At 59.2% G+C, this 16,562-nt stretch carries 6 protein-coding genes; 5 read left to right on the top strand and 1 reads right to left on the bottom strand.

Going from position 1 to position 16,562, the window contains the following annotated elements; all coding sequences use genetic code 11:
• Window positions 1-80: 80 nt before the first annotated feature.
• Window positions 81-1,352, bottom strand: a complete 1,272-nt coding sequence (locus ACFPM8_RS12275) for an FAD-dependent oxidoreductase (protein ID WP_378997840.1) — start codon at window positions 1,350-1,352, stop codon at window positions 81-83.
• A gap of 490 nt (window positions 1,353-1,842) precedes the next feature.
• On the opposite strand from ACFPM8_RS12275, the gene ACFPM8_RS12270 reads away from it, so the two are divergent.
• From ACFPM8_RS12270 to ACFPM8_RS12250, 5 genes are all read left to right on the top strand, one after another.
• Window positions 1,843-3,567 carry a ShlB/FhaC/HecB family hemolysin secretion/activation protein gene (locus ACFPM8_RS12270; protein ID WP_378997839.1) on the top strand — a complete coding sequence of 575 codons (1,725 nt, stop codon included), beginning with the start codon at window positions 1,843-1,845 and terminating at the stop codon, window positions 3,565-3,567.
• Between the two features lie 57 nt (window positions 3,568-3,624).
• Window positions 3,625-14,130: a two-partner secretion domain-containing protein gene (locus ACFPM8_RS12265; RefSeq protein WP_378997838.1), complete on the top strand. Its 10,506-nt coding sequence runs from the start codon at window positions 3,625-3,627 to the stop codon at window positions 14,128-14,130.
• On the top strand, window positions 14,127-14,522 hold the full coding sequence (locus tag ACFPM8_RS12260; protein ID WP_378997837.1) for a hypothetical protein: 396 nt from the start codon (window positions 14,127-14,129) through the stop codon (window positions 14,520-14,522). The genes ACFPM8_RS12265 and ACFPM8_RS12260 overlap by 4 nt, the downstream gene beginning before the upstream one ends.
• 24 nt (window positions 14,523-14,546) lie before the next feature.
• Window positions 14,547-14,831 (top strand): hypothetical protein, encoded by a 285-nt coding sequence (locus tag ACFPM8_RS12255; protein WP_378997836.1) that lies wholly within the window; start codon window positions 14,547-14,549, stop codon window positions 14,829-14,831.
• Window positions 14,832-15,121: 290 nt separating this feature from the next.
• Window positions 15,122-15,925, top strand: coding sequence for a hypothetical protein (locus ACFPM8_RS12250; protein ID WP_378997835.1), 804 nt, complete (start codon window positions 15,122-15,124; stop codon window positions 15,923-15,925).
• Window positions 15,926-16,562 lie beyond the last annotated feature (637 nt).

Genomic DNA, 16,562 nt, shown 5'->3' with positions numbered 1-16,562 from the left:
CCTTTAGTGCCTGTCGGTACGCAAATAAGGGGATTTATTTGTCAACCGAACCACATTGAGTTTAGGTCATCCGAGCGTTTTTATAAACCGTATAAACCATATCGCGCCAGCGTCAAGCCATCCAGGTCTATCTCCGGCGCGTGGCCGCAAACCTGGTCGGCAACTATCTTGGCGGCGCCCAGCGCCATGCTCCAGCCGGAGCCGCCGTGGCCGAGGTTGACGAACACATTGCCGGCGCCGACCCGGCCCAGCAGCGGCACCTCGTCCGCCAGCATCGGGGTATGGCCGCACCAGAAACTGGCGTGATTGAAATTGGCGGCATCCGGGAACCAGTCCTGCGCCACCTTCAGCAAGGTGCGCAGGGCTTTGTCGTCGATCCGCATGTCCTTGGCGCCAAACTCGGCAATTCCGGCCAGTCGCAGCCGATCGCCGATGCGGCTCATGCTGACTTGATAGTTGGCGTCCTGCAAAGCCATGTGCGGCGCCACTTCATGATTCCTGACCGCAGCGGTGGCGGTATATGTCTTGATCGGATACAAGGGCAGCCGCACCCCGAGCGGCTTCAGCAGCCGCGCACTGCCGGCGCCGGCAGCGACCACCACCGCATCGACTTGCAGCTGTTCGCTGCCGACCTGCAAGCCGACCTGCGCGCCTTGCGCATCAATCGCACCGACCGCGGTGTCGAAATGGAACTGCACCCCGAGCGCTTGCGTGATGGCTTTCAGCTGCTTGGTAAACAAGGTGCAATTGCCGGCCCCGAGATCGGGAAAATACAGCCCGCCGGCAACGCTGGCCGCGCCGCCCAATGCCGGTTCCAGCGTCCGCGCGGCGTCGCCGTCGAGCACGCTGTGCGCAATCCCGCATTCTGTCAGCAGGGCCTGGAGCGGCGCATGCGCAGCCAGCTCAGCTTCGGTGCGCAACAGCGCCAACAAGCCGGAGCTTTGCTCGAAATCCAGCTGGAAATGTTGTTGCAGCTGCTGCAATAACTGCTGGCTGTAGGACGCCAGGCGTTGCATCTGCTGCACATGGGAGCGAAAGCGCGGAAGTTCGGATTCGGATATCCAGCGCCGCAGCCAGCGCCATAGGGCAGGGCTCAGGCGGGCATTGAGGACGTTTGGCGCTTCCTGGCTAAACATTCCGGCCAGGATTTTGTTGCGCATGCCGGGTGTAGCCCACGGCGTTGCCGATCCGGCCGACAACAGCCCGGAATTGCCCAGGGTTGATTCTTCGGCAACATTACTGCGTTGTTCAATCAAGGCCACCTGATGTCCGGCCTCGGCCAGGAAGTAAGCGGTGCAGATCCCCATCACGCCACCGCCGATTACGACTATTTGTTTTTGTTGCTGTGTCACTGTTTTTCTTTTTCTGAAGGAAGGGCACTTCCAGGAACTTGTTCAAAATTTGCAAGGGCTGTAGGGCGGAAAAGCGCAGCGCCTTCCGCCGTTCTGGATGCGTCAAACACCTGTGGCACATCCAACGGCGGATAACGCTGCGCTCATCCGCCCTACTTGCTTATGGCGCATGTTGCAGTGCAAATCCACTGCCGCGCAGGCGATCAGAATCATACCTTGAATTGCAGTATCTATTGGCAAAAGGTAACTAAAAATCAGGTCTCATTTTGACCAATGATGAGCAGTCCGCAAGCGAGCTTTCATCGGATTTCCATTTCCCATATGCAAATATTGCCGATCAGGTGTTGCCCTGCAACAAATTTTGTTGCATCGCACATTAAGTAATTGTCAGAAAGTAAGCTATTCGCTAGAATCTTGCCTCTGAATAGCAAAAAGGCAATAAATGAGGAAGCGGGCCATATCGGGTGGAAATAGCGGTCGCATATCGGCCTTGAGAAAGGAAATCGTCCTCGGCTTGCTGTTGGGCGGAGCGCTGCACGGCGCGGCAGCGCAAACGGTCCAGACTCCCGCCAGCGAAGAACAACGCCGCCGCAACCAGGCTGAAGCGGAACAGCGACAACGGCAGCAGCAAGAGCCGAACGTCGACTTGCAAGGGCAGGCCCCAGCCGCCGCAGAAGCCGACACGCTGACGCTGCCCGCGGAAACTCCGTGTTTCACGCTGCAGCAATTTGTACTCGAGGTGCCCAGCCAGCTGCCGGCCCGCAACCGCGCCGCCGGCGCCAGCGACTTGCCGCTGGACCCGTTCCGCTTTGCGCAAGACTATCTGCGCCAATACGCCGGCCAGTGCGTCGGCCGCGAAGGCATCAACCTGATCGTCAAGCGCCTGACCAACCGCATGCTGGCCAAGGGCTATACCACCACCCGCCTGGGCATCCCGGAGCAAGATTTGGCGACCGGCACGCTGATCCTGACCTTGGTGCCCGGCGTGATCCGCGCCATTCGCTTTGCCGATCCCGGCCTGGTCGGCACCTGGAAAACCGCGTTCCCCGCCAGCCCGGGCGACTTGCTGAACCTGCGCGACCTGGAGCAGGGCCTGGAGCAAATGAAGCGGGTCGCCAGCCAGGAAGTCGACATGCAAATCGTCCCCGGCGAGGTGCCGGGCGAGAGCGATGTTGTGATCGACGTCAAGCGCAGCAAGCCGTGGACCTTGACCGTCAACCTGGACGATAGCGGCGCCAAAGGTACCGGCAAATTGCAATCCGGGGTCAAGCTCGCCGTCGACAACCCGCTTGGCCTGAACGATCAATTTAACCTCGGCCTGAACACCGACGCCGATCGCAAAGGCGACCAGCGCGGCACCACCGGCAACAGCATTTACTATGCGATCCCGTACGGCTATTCGACTTTCGCCTTGTCCGCCAGCAGCTACGACTATCACCAAACGGTGGCCGCGCCCAACCAGAGCGTCGTCTCCAGCGGTAAATCCAAAAACCTCGAATTCAACCTCCAGCATCTGTTCTATCGCGACCAAACGCAAAAAGATAGCTGGCAGTTCAAGCTCGGCAAGCGCTGGAGCCGAGCCTTTATCGAAGACACCGAAATCGGCAACAACGCGCTCAACACCACATCGGCCGAACTGGCCTGGGTCCACAAGCATTACCTGGGCGCCGCCCAACTCGACCTGACCCTGGCCAATCGCTGGGGCGTGTCGTGGTTCAACGGCCAGGGCGACCAGCCGGGCAGCGCCGCCACCCATCGCTACACCTTGCAAACCATCGACGCCACGCTGACCGTCCCGTTCAAGCTGGCCGAACAGGCGCTGACCTACAGCGGCACGCTGCACGGCCAGACCAGCCGCTCGCAGCTCTATCTGGCCGATCAAATCTCGATTGGCAGTCGCTACACGGTGCGCGGCTTCGATGGCGAACTGACCTTGGCCGGCGAACGCGGCTTCTTCATGCGCAATGAACTCGACCTGCCGCTGGCCGGCAGCGCGCAGTCGGCGTATGCCGGCATCGACTTCGGCAAAGTCGTCGGCCACGCCCCCGGCGATCACGAACAACTGGGCGATAAATTGGCCGGGGCCACGCTCGGCATGCGCGGCGGCGCGCTGGGCATGACTTACGACCTGTTCGCCAGCTGGGCGCTGTACAAGCCGCAGCACTTCGGCACCCAAACCCCGGCCGTCGGCTTCAGCCTGAGCTACCAGTATTAAGCGTTCGACAAAGCGCAGCACAACGCGCAACACCCTTCTTTACCCAGGACAAACAACATGAACAAACATACCTATCGCGTCATCTTCAACAAAAAGCGCGGCGCATTGATGGCTGTTTCAGAAAATGTTGCGAGCCAGGGTAAAGCCAGTCAGTCCGGCAGCGTTTCAAACGGCGACAGCGCGCCCCTGATGCGCCTGGTCCACCTGAGCGTCGCGATTGCCGCCTTGTTCGGCGGCGTCACCATCGTTCAGGCCCAGATCGTCGCCAATCCGAACGCCGGCAGCAAACGCCCGACCGTCGATCAAACCGCCAACGGCCGGCCGCTGGTGCAGATCGCCGCGCCGAATGCCGCCGGCGTCTCGCACAATCAATTCAACGCCTACAACGTCGATCGCAACGGCGCGATCCTCAACAACTCCCGCACCATCACCCAAACCCAGCTGGGCGGACTGATAGACGGCAATGCCAACCTCGCCAACGGCGCCGCCCGCATCATCCTGAACGAAGTCACCGGCAGCGGCCGCAGCCAGTTGAGCGGTTACACCGAAGTGGCGGGACAGCGCGCCCAGGTCATCATCGCCAACCCCAACGGCATCAGCTGCGACGGCTGCGGTTTTATCAATACCAGCCGCGGCGTGCTGACTACCGGCACCCCGGTGTTCGGCGGCGACGGTAGCCTGGCCGCGTTCCGCGTCACGCGTGGCGACATCCAGATCGGCGCCGGCGGCCTGAACGGCAACAACCTCGATCAACTCGACCTGATCGCGCGCAGCGTGCAAGTCAACGGCCAGCTGTGGGGCAGCCAGCTTAACGTCGTCACCGGCAGCAACCAGGTCAACTACGCCGATCTCGGCGTGCAAGTGATCCAGGGCGACGGCAGCAAGCCGACAGTCGGCATCGACGTCGCCCAACTGGGCGGGATGTATGCCAACAAGATCCGCCTGATCGGCACCGAAGCCGGGGTCGGCGTCGCCAGCCTGGGCAACATCGCCGCCCAAGCCGGCGATGTCAACATCGACAGCCAGGGCAAAGTCACGCTCAACGGCAACACCAACGCCAGCGGCCAGATCGCGATCCGCGGCAGCGACGGCGTCGCCAACAGCGGCACCCTGTACGGCCAGCAAGCGGTGCAAATCAGCAGCGCCGGACAGATCAGCAACAGCGGCATGCTGGCCGCGCAAAACGACTTGAGCCTGAACGGCGGCAGCGTCAATTCCAGCGGCACCTTGGGCGCCGGCGTCGACAGCAGCGGCAAAGCCACCCAGGCCGCCAACCTGAACCTGAGCGCCAGCGGCGCGCTGGCCGCCACCGGCCGCAACACCGCAGGCGGCAACTTGCAGATGACGGGGGCCAGCCTCAGCCTGGCGCAAGCCAGCACCAATGTCGCCGGCAATGCCACGCTGACCGCCAGCGGCGGCGACATCGTTCTGACTGGCGGCAATCTGCAGACCGCAGGGACCGCCAGCTTTAACGCTAGCGGCGCGCTCAACAACAATCAAGGCGTCGTCAACAGCGCGCAACTGGCCAGCCATACCGCCAGCCTCAGCAATGCCGGCGGCACCCTGACCCAATCCGGCGCGGGCAATACCACCATCGCCACCAGCGGCCTGCTCGACAACAGCGGCGGCACCCTGACCGTCAACGCCCAAAACCTGACCCTGCAAACCGGCAGCCTGAGCAACAACCAGGGCCACATCAACCATGCCGGCGCAGGGCAACTCGCGATCAACACCGGCGCGCTGGTCAACCACGGCGGCAGCATCGCCGGCAACGGCCAGCTCAGCATCACCACCGCCAGCGTCGACAATCAAGGCGGCATGCTGAGCTCAGTCGGCAGCAGCACGGTCCACGCCACCGGCGCCATAGGCAACCAGCAAGGCACGCTGCAATCCGGCGCCGCGCTGACCGTGAGCGGCGGCGACATCGACAACCACGCCGGCCGCATCGTTTCACTCAGCGCCGACGGCTTGACCCTGACCAGCAGCGGCCAATTGACCAACGTTGCCGGAACGACTGCCAACGGCGATGCCGGCGGCATCATCGGCGGCAACGGTGATGTCACGATCAATGCGGTCAACGCCAGCAACGGCGGCAAAATCACCGCCAGCAACAATCTGACGGCCAATGTCGGCAATACGCTAGACAACAGCAACGGCCGTCTGGCTGCTGGTAAAACGCTGCAAGCCAATGCCGCCAATTTCAAAAACAACGGTGGCGTGGTCGATGCCGCCAGCGTCGCGCTGGGCATTCCCCAACTCGATAACAGCCACGGCAAAATCAGCGCCGATCAACTCACCGTCAACAGCAGCAACCTGAGCAATCAATCCGGTCAACTGCTGCAACTGGGCAGCGCCGCCAGCACCATCGCGGTGGCCAATGCACTGGACAACAGCAGCGGCGGCCTGATTCAAACCAATAGCAACGACCTGTCGCTGACCCCGCAAACCTTGAACAACGACGGCGGCACGATCGCCCATGCCGGCAGCGGCACTTTGACCGTCAATGCCGGCAACGGCAGCGGCACGCTGAGCAATCACAAGGGCAACATAGGCAGCAACGGCGCGGCCAACATCAGCGCCGCCAGCATCAACAACCAAGGCGGCAGCATCTCCGGGCAACTGCCCAGCACCGTCACCGCAACCCGCGGCGACCTCGACAACAGCGCCGGCGGCTACCTGGGCGGCAGTCACCTGACGGTGCAAGCCGCAGGCAACGTCAACAACAGCGCCGGCAAAATCGAAGGCACGCAAACCGGTCTCGCGATCAACGCCAACAGCCTGACCAACACTGCCGGCACCGTGCAAAGCGTCGGCGCAGCGCCGCTGTCCATCACCACCGCACAAGGCATCAACAATGGCGTTGCCAACGGCATAGGCGGCTTTATCGGCAGTGCCGGCGCCGTCAACATCAACGCCGGCGCAGTCGACAACAGCGGCGGCACGTTCTACGCCAAGGACGCGTTGACCTTGCAAGCCAACGGTCAATTGACCAATACCGGCGGCGTCATCCAGAGCGTCGCCGACCTCAGCGCCAGCGCCAGCGGCGCGCTGCTGAACAACAATGGCCGCATCGAAGCCAATGGCAGCGCCGCGACGCTGACGGTCTCCGGCAGCAGTCTGGACAATACAGCGGGCCGCATCGCCAACAACGGCAGCGGTCTGACTCAGGTCAACGGCGGCAGCCGGATCATCAACACCAATGCCGCCAACACAGCTGATCGCGGCACGATAGGCGGCAATGGCGACGTAGCGCTGACCGCTGCCAACCTGGACAACAGCCAGCACGGCCAAGTCGTCGCCGCCGGCAACCTGACGCTCAATACCAGCAACGGCCTCAACAACAACGGCGGCAAACTGTACGCCGCTAACAATCTACAGCTCAATCAAGCCGCAGCCGTGCTGACCAACGTCGGCGGCAATATCGGCGCCGCCGGCAACCTCAATCTGAACGCCGCCAGCCTCGACAATACCGCCGGCCTGATCGGCAGCACCGCTGGCGCAGGCGGCGACCTCGGCCTATCGACCAGCGGCATCCTGACCAACACCTTGGGCAGCATCGCCAGCAAGCGCAATCTGAGCCTCACCGCCAATACACTGGCCGGCGACGGCGCGGTGATTGCCGGGCAAGATGCGACCATCAATTTGCAAGGCGACTACACCAACACGGCGGGCAACGCGATCAGCGCCAACCGCGACCTGAACTTTGCTATCAGCGGCAACTTCAGCAATACCGGCAATTTCTCAGCGGTGCGCAACCTGACCTTGAACGCCGTCAATGTCGCCAATCAAAGCGGCGGCCTGATCAATGCCGGCAATGGTGCGACCGTGATCCACGCCGCCAACGGCATCGCCAACAGCGGCCGGATTTACGGCAACGACATCGCACTGGGCGCGCAGACGTTGACCAACGACGCCGATGCCGTCATCGCCGCGCGCAACACGCTGCAAATCGGCGCACAGCAAATCACCAACCGCGAACACGCGCTGCTGCAAAGCCTGGGCGACATGGCCCTGGGCGGGGCGCTGGATGCGAATAATCAAGCCATCGGCAACGCCGCCAATATTCTCAACGCCTCCGCCACCATCGACGCCGGCGGCGCGCTGCGGCTGCAAACGGCGGCGCTGACCAACCAGAACAATCACTTTGCGACCGAGCTGCAAGTCGACCCGACGCAAACCAAACACGTGACGCAATACCGCTCGTGGATAGACGGCACCTGGTACACCCCGGACCAAGTCACCTGGGGCGATAGCGGCGACGGCGGCAGGGTCCTGATACTGCCGGACGGCAGCCGCTTCGAAAAATTCTACAAACGCGACTACAACCAGATCGTCCAGCAAACCGTGGTCAAGAGCAGCGACCCCGGCAAGATCAGCGCCGGCGGCAGCATGCTGTTGTCGGGCACGGTCACCAACGACAAGAGCACGATCATTGCCGGCGGCACTATCAGCGGCAGTACCGGCGCCATCAACAACATCGGCGCCACCGGCGAAATCGACACCACCCAGCAGATGACGGCCGGCGAGAACTACTATCACTGGGTCGACGGCCATCCCCATCAAAACCACTACATCAAAGACAACAACGGCGCCGCCTACGATGTGCCGTTGCCGTCGAGCCCGCTGGCGCTGCAAGTCTGGAGCACGCAAGACAACACCCGGCCCGTGACCGGCCCCAACCAGGCAGTCGGCAACACCGTCGGCACCAGCGCGCTGGCGAGCGTAGCCGGCAGCGCCTTGAGCGCCAATCAGTCAGGTCATACAGTAGGCAGCGCCAACGCCAATGCAGTCGGCGCAGCAAGCGGCAGCGCCGGCGCCAATACCGCCATCAGCGGCAGCCGTCAAACCATAGGTAGCGCCGGATCGCCATTGCCGAACCTGGTGCTGCCGAACAACCAGCTGTTCATCGTGCACGCCCAGCCGAACCAGCCTTACCTGGTCGAAACCGATCCCAAGTTCACCAACTACCAACACTTCATCTCCAGCGACTACCTATTGGGCCGCCTGGCGATCGATCCGCAAAAGACGCAAAAGCGCCTGGGCGACGGTTTCTATGAACAAAAGCTGATCAACGACCAGATCACGCAACTGACCGGCAAACGCTACCTCGGCAGCTACGCCAGCAACGAAGAACAGTACAAAGCATTGATGGATGCCGGCATCGCCAGCGCCGCGCAATTCCAGCTCAGCCCCGGCATTGCGCTGAGCGCCGCGCAAATGGCGGCATTGACCTCGGACATCGTGTGGCTGGTGGCGCAAGACGTGACCCTGCCGGACGGCAGCCATACCCAGGTATTGGCGCCGGTGGTCTACCTGACCCGCGCCGATGCCGGCGACATCGCGCCGACCGGCGCTTTGATCTCGGGCAAGGACATTGACCTCAAGCTCAACGGCAGCCTGAACAACGGCGGCACGCTGCAAGCCTCGAATAACCTGATCGTGCATGCCGACGACATCGCCAACAGCGGCAACATCCGTAGCACCGCCAAAGACGGCAATACGGTCTTGGTCGCGCAAAACGACATCCTGAACAACGGCGGCAACATTTCAGGCCACCGCGTCGGCATCCTGGCTGGACGGGATGTCACGATGAACACCAATACCGTCTCGGCATCCAGCAAAAACGGCACCAACATCGGACTGGGTCCGGTCGCCAGCATCAACGCCGATCAGTTATCGGTACAAGCCGGGCGCGACCTCAACCTGGCAGCGGCAGCGGTCACGACCACCGGCGACGCGGCATTGGTCGCCGGGCGCGACCTCAACCTGACGGCCGCGACCACGCAAAGCGTCTCCAACGTCCGCTACAACAGCGACAACCACCTGAACGAAGGCCAGACCCAGGTCAATGGCAGCACCGTCCAAGCCGGCGGCAAACTGGTGTTAAACGCCGGGCAAGACATCAACGCCGCGGCGGCCTACGCCAGCGCCGGCGGCCAGTTGGTAGCGGCGGCCGGGCGCGACGTCAAGCTCGGCAGCGTGGACCAAAGCACCAGCCTCGATCAAGCGATCCACACGACGTCGCATGGGATGCTGTCGTCGTCATCCAGCCGCTCGCAAGACACGGTGCACACCACGACCGCCATCGGCAGCACCTTGTCGGGCGATTCGGTGGTGGTTCAGGCCGGTCGAGATATTGGTGTGACCGGCAGCAATATCGCCGGTACGAACGATGTGACGCTGACCGCCACTAAGGGCAATGTCGCGATCGTCTCGGCGCAAGACACCAGTCACACGGAAGCGAGCCGGGCAGAGAGCAAATCCGGCATCACCGGGGGCTTCTCGGCCGGGGTCGCCAGCGTCGGCTTCGGCAAAGCCAGCGGCAACAGTCAGCATAGCGAGGACACTGTGACGCAACACGGCTCCAGCGTCGCCTCGCAGAACGGCAGCACGCGGATCCAGGCCGGCCAGCAATTGCGCGTGGTCGCCTCCGACCTCGGCGCCGGCAAGGATCTGACGCTGATCGCGCAAAACGTCGACCTCAGCGCCGCGCAAAACACCAGCGTCGAATACGGGGCGCAACAATCAAGCTCGAGCGGACTATCGGTCGGGGCGACGTTCAACCCTCTCGCTGCCTTCAAGGACGCCTATCAACAAAGCGCCAGCAACAACAAGAGCACCAGTTTCCTGGGCCGCAGCAGCAAGCATGCCGATGCGATGGCCGACGGCTCGCTGGCGGCGATGACGCCGGTGGTGGTGCAAGCCGGCTCGCGCAGCGCCAGCGGCAACCAGGACCACGCCAGCAGCAGCGCCCAGGTCAGCACGCTCACTGCCGGCAACAAGCTGACGATCCTGGCCACCGGCGGCAGCATCACCAGCCAGGGCGCGAGCCTCAGCGCCGAAGGCGATGCGCTGCTGATCGCCCGCGACAACATCAACCTGGATGTCGCGCACACGCTGGAAAGCCAGGGTCAAACCAACTCCAGCAAAGGCTGGAGCATGGACAACCGCGGCAGCCTGCCGATGGGGGTGTTCCACGGCCAAGGCAATGGCGACGGCACGACCGACACCGTCCGCGGCACCAGCCTGTCGGTGGGCGGCAAGGCGTCGCTGGCGACGACCACCGGCGACATCACGCTGACGGCCAGCAATCTGGCGGTCAACAACGACCTGAACATCAGCGCCGCCAAAAACCTGACGATCCAAAGCGGCCAGAACACGTTCGACAACGCCAACCAGAGCAACAACCAGGCGATCGGTAAAGTGGTGATCTCGGACACCGAGCGCTTTGCCGGCTACCACACCGAGAAAAGCCATGACAGCGATCTCGGCGTCACCCAGGTCGGCAGCAACGTCGCCAGCCTGCAAGGCAATGTCAGCCTCAGCGCCGGCGACAAATACACGCAGAGCGCCAGCACCGTGCTGGCCAAGAACGATATCGACATCGTCGCCAAATCGATAGACCTGACCAACGCCGCCAGTACCGGCAGCAACGAGCAAAGCAGCGCCAGTCTCAAAGTGGGCGCGTTTGCCAGAATCAGTTCGCCGCTGATCGACCTGGCCAACAATATCGAGAACGCGAAGAAATCCGACGGACGCCTGCAAGCGATGCAAGGCTTGGCGGCGGCATCGAACGCCTACCAAGCGGTCAGTGCCGCCACCGGCATGAGCGGCGCGTTGATCAAGGGCGAAGTCGGGATCGGCTTTGCCAGCGCCAATAGCCAGGACCGGGGCAGCAGCAGCCAGGCCCAGGGCAGCACGATCCAGGGCGGCGGCAACGTCAACTTGACCAGCACCGACGGCGATATCCACGCTACCGGCGCATCTATCGCGGCCGGTAAAACCTTGACGCTGGACTCGGCTAAAAACATCCTGCTCGACGCCGGCCAGAGCAGCGCCGCGATCAGCGGCAGCAACCATAACGCGGGCCTCGAAGTCGGCGTCGGCTATTCGATCGGCGCGCAAACCGGCGTGTACGCCTATATCTCGGCCAACGTCGGCAACGGCAATTACAACAATAGCGCGACGACCAATAGCAACACGCATTTGAGCGGCGACACCGTCACGTTGCAATCGAAGGGCGACACCACGTTAAAAGGCGCGGATGTCAAAGCCGACACGATCAACGCCAACGTCGGCGGCCGACTTGCGATCGAATCGGTGCAAGATGTGCTGACCCAGCACAACGAACAGAGCAGTATCGGCGGCCGAGTCCAGGTCTCCATCGGCACCGCGTGGGAAGCCTCGGGTAGCTTGTCGCAATCGACGGCCAACGGCACCAGCCATGTGGTCAATCAACAGTCGGGCCTGTTTGCCGGCGATGGCGGCTATCACGTCACGGCCGATACGGTGGACTTGAAAGGCGGTGCGATTGCCAGCAGTAATGCCGGCAAGTCGGAGTTGACGGCCAAGGCGCTCACTGTCGAGAACATTGCGAACCGGATGGAGTACGAGGCCAATTCGGTGAGTTTGTCGGGCGGCGTGAGCGGTGGCGGCAATAGCAGCAAAGGCGACGCGCCGACACAAGCCGGCGGCGAAGCGCCGGCGCAAACCAGCAGCGGCGCAGCCAACCCCAATTTCACCCCCGGCTTGGCGTTGCAGGAGAGCGGCAGCGCCAGCTCGACCACCTACGGCACGCTGACCGACGGCCATATCAACATCAGCGGCCAACATATGACGAGCGCCGCCGGACTGGGCGCGCATACCGATTTAGCTACGGCCAATACCGCGATTGCGCGCCTGCCCGATCTGAAAAACGTGATGCACAATCAGCAGGCGATGGCGGCGGCGGCCAGCACCGTGATTGCGACCGCCACGCAAATCGCCGGTGATTTAGGCAAGCTAGCGCAACTGAAAGGGGAGCAAGCGAACCACGACCTCAAAATGGCCAATAGCGACGTAACGCGGGCGCAAGAGGCCGTGGATGCTCTGAACAAAGACAGCAACAGCACGCTAGATGACAGAAATAAAGCCCAGCAAGCCCTGACCCTTGCCACCCAAGCCCGCGACAACGCGCAGCAAGCCGCCAGCGATGCCCAAGCAACAGCCAAGAACTGGGGACCGACCGGCGACTACACCCGTGCGGTGAAAGTCGTGACCGGAGTCTTGGTTGGCGGCGGTGTCGGCCAAGGCGTGGGGCAGATTGCGGCTAATGCCGGCGCGCCGTATGCGGCGGAAGCGATTGGCGATTATTTCTCGCAAGCCGGTCATGAGAATCAGACGGCGCAACTCTTAACCCACGCGGTGCTGGGCGCTGTCCTCGCCGTCGCCAATGGCAGCAGTGCCGCAGCCGGTGTCGGTGCCGTTGCATCGGGCGAACTCGCCGCGCAAGTGCTGAGCCGCGAGCTGTATCCACAAGCTTACGATGCCGATGGCAGCTTCCATCCGGAACGGTTAAACGCTAACCAGATACAAACCGTGGTGGCGCTGTCGGCCGGCGTCGGTGCGCTGGTGGCGGGCGCGACAGGCGGTTCGATGCTGGATGCCAGTGTCGGGGCGGGTATTGCGGCGAATGCGGTGACGAACAATCGGATGTTGCATACGGTGGATCGGTCGACCGCCAAGACGCTTGCCGCCAAGGGCCGCTATAGCGAGCAAGAAATTCGCGACGCGCTGCGGTATAGCGGCTTGAAAGACCAGAATGGCAATGTGATTATCCCGGCCGGTACGGTAGAAACATATGTCAATGGCCGACCAATCAATCCGACATCGGATTTGTCGTTGGCGGATAACCAGCGGCAAAACGCGCCGTTTGGCGTGGATAGAATCGATTCCACGACCACGATAGAGCGTTTGCCAATGACACCACCATCGCAAGACTTGATGGATTTTATTGTTGCGCAGACCGGCGGCAAGAACAGTCCTTATTTCTTCAACGCACCGAAGCAAACCCAAACCAGCTACAGTAGCGACCTGCCAGCGGCGCCGCAAGGAACGCATCGAGTATCCACCACGGTCAACGGATATGCCTACTTCCCGTTAGCCGCCGATTGCCCGGCGGCCAGTTGCACCAATGGCGATTCGATTGCTTATGCGATTGCCGATCCGGGGACGAAGGCTTATCAGGAGGCGCTGGCTCGTCAGCAAGAGAGGGATTTCAATATTTATTCGGGTCTCCTCGGAGGGGTGGGGAGACTGGTTGGGGCAGTGAAGGCAATAACGGGGCTTGCTGAAGCTGGTGCGGTTGCAAAAACAGCTGGAGAAACTACTGTTGTTATTGGAGGTAAATCATATACGTCTTTTGCTAATCATTTTCCAGATGAGATATCCAGTATCGAGCCTGTCCCGTTGCTTAACGCAGAGCAAGCTCTTCGCACACCTGGAAAAATTCTCTATGTGGTGAAGGAGGACGGCTCCTTAATAATAGGTCGGATGACAAATGACAATTTATTTGGACATTTTGATTTGGCAAAAGGTGAGAATATTATCGCGGGTGGGGAGGGTAGGATTTTTTCAGGTCAAGTAAAGTCTCTTGATAATGCGTCTGGTCATTATCTCCCGCAAGGAGCGTCGGCGCAGGAGGCTGCTATTAATGCATTTAGAAATGCTGGATTTAATGTTCCGGAAAATGCATATATTGAAAAAATATATGACTTTAGCGCGGGAAGATGGGTGAAGAAATGAATGAATCTATTATCGGCGAATTTGAATTTATTTCACAAAAGATCGTAACTGCTTGTTCGGACCCGACATTTGGTGAAGATCAGCTTGAGCCGCTATATGTGGAATTTCTAGAATTTCTTAAGAACAATGCAGAATGTCGACAAGAGCTTATAGAACTTATTGTCGGCATTATGCAAAAGTATCGAACAGCGCGTGAAACCAAGGGACGGCTATTGCCTGGTACTGCGATTTCATACGCCATGCATGAATTGCGATGGCCCGAAGTGCTTACATTTGCTAATTCGGAAAATAAAGAGTTCTATTCACAACGAATGGCAACAGTGATGGCACATATCATAGACGCGTATTCGGACGATTGGGAGGATCGTATTTTTTATCAACGGTTCTCATGATCAAAAGCGTAATGAATTGAAAAATTGGATATTGTTGTCGGTGATTTAATATCTTCATTGTCTGAAGATAAAACAAGAGTACTTGGTAAGCTTGTCCTTAACCATCAGATTGAAGAGAGTCGGCCTTGGTATGATTTGGTAATTTCTTACTATTTTCAGAATGCTGATGCTGCTGATTTTATAAGGGAAATCGATGAGTTACTTCCCAATGAGAGTGCATTAAAGTTCAGTGAAACAAGTAGTGAAATGCCGGTATTCGAAGCTAAAGTCATTCTTCGAGAAGCGCAAAAGATTTTGCAATCATTATAATGAAGATCCAACATTCTACTCAAAATATTTTTGATCGACTGATTCCGTTATCGTCATGATGTTGAATGAATTTTCTTGATTTTTCATATGATGTTTCGTCATTAATTAATTTACTTGATTAATGACATGACTTTATCAACCCGCCAGATTCGTAATAAGAATACGTTCCGCCAGCTACTTGGCTCTGTGATATTTCGTTGAGTTTATTCAGTAGGATATTGGGTTTTTTTACAGTCGTTAATCCAATACGGTGCCAAGAACAATGTGACTGTAATTATTAAAGAATTCAAATGAGCGAACACAGGCGACAGAAGCTGGATATAGTCTTTGAGCTAGATTGCGAATTTGACGTTGAGGAAATTCAGATCGGCATTAACAAATTGGGCCGACTTATTACCGCAGGTGGCTTCAGCGAGATTCAGGCATTACGGATGATTATTGGCATCATGCGGCACTTGCATATGCCTATGGAGTTCATTGAGCGTGAGAAAAAGTACTCCGCCGAATCATTCCTAAAATTAGTTGAAAAGCGTGGTACGTGGGGTAGAACGGCAGAGGCTGGAGGATTTTCATTTCGCGCTGGCTCAGTACCCGCCCTCAAACATTGCTTCATCTCGATTGAGGAAATTAATGCTGGCTCGATAACGTCTTGGGCAGATTGGGTTACCCCGTTTCTAACTGAAGATGGATTTGTTCAAGCGTGGGTATCGGACGTCGAGTATGACTATTGGCAAAATGCGAAGGACCCGCTTCAATATGAAGCAGTTGGGCGCAGTTTTTCGCATTTGCCGACAAAATCAAATGGCTTGCCCCCGCCTCTAGAACAGATTGAAATTGATACATCCAATAATCCTGGTCGCTGGTCGCTGCATTCGGGCTATGTAGAGGCCATCGGTTCAACTATGTGGCTTGGCATGCCATTCTGGAAGTATGTTGGCGAAACTCGAAAAGACACTTTGCTTTCTTCTGACTGGCTTGATGTGCGATCTGAGGGGAACGGAGTTATTTATGTGGTCGCCTCTGAGCACGGCTTCTTCGATGAGAGCACAGAAGGTATTCAAAACAACCTCAGGACTGTTTTATACGGTGGCTAAGGAAAGCTACGTAAAGGAAAATAAGTATTGGCAATAAACAGAAGGGCTGCGATTTGCGGCTCTTCGTTTATCTATTGTTGGCAATGGGTGTCTGCCTGGTTCGTAACGAAGCGCTGCTAACTGACGCGGAGACATCACGGATTACTTTGAAGTTGCACGGCTGCCGTGCTCTTACGTAACCCAAGAATCGGGATAACGTCGCCTAGTTACAGCCAAACGTACCGATTCGGGGCACCTAACCACAACCCAGCCTTGCGCTGGGTTTTTTTATATTCAACGGGATCAAATCGGTTTCCCGCAGCACATCTAAAAATAGCAGGACGCTAATAATTGCCATAGCGTTCGATAGCGTCTATAGTCGCTTCCGTCCCTGAGAACAAAAATCAGGGATAAGGTTTAGAAGCCTGGATGCCAATGCACACAAACCGCGCAATGCGGTTCGTGTGTCTACTGTTGCGCCTTCAGCGGGCGGCGGTAGCGGGGAGCCCCTTCGAGGGCTGCCGGCATTTCTCCATTGGCACCGGTCTTCTAACTCCACTATCTGCCGCCGTGTGTCAAGAACGCAAAAGCCGAAGTATCGGCCGCTGCGATGCTTTATTGAAGATGAGGGTCGGCCCCTCGTGATCGGCGTGCAGGC

The organism is Paraherbaspirillum soli, assembly GCF_042654985.1.
GTDB lineage: Bacteria > Pseudomonadota > Gammaproteobacteria > Burkholderiales > Burkholderiaceae_D > Paraherbaspirillum > Paraherbaspirillum soli.
The sequence above is the reverse complement of the archived record's forward strand: the minus strand, read 5'-3'. Positions and strand labels throughout refer to the sequence as shown.

Coding starts and splice junctions, on each gene's coding strand:
- ACFPM8_RS12265 (WP_378997838.1), top strand. CDS start 3,625: ATGAACAAACATACCTATCGCGTCATCTTCAACAAAAAGCGCGGCGCA.
- ACFPM8_RS12260 (WP_378997837.1), top strand. CDS start 14,127: ATGAATGAATCTATTATCGGCGAATTTGAATTTATTTCACAAAAGATC.
- ACFPM8_RS12250 (WP_378997835.1), top strand. CDS start 15,122: ATGAGCGAACACAGGCGACAGAAGCTGGATATAGTCTTTGAGCTAGAT.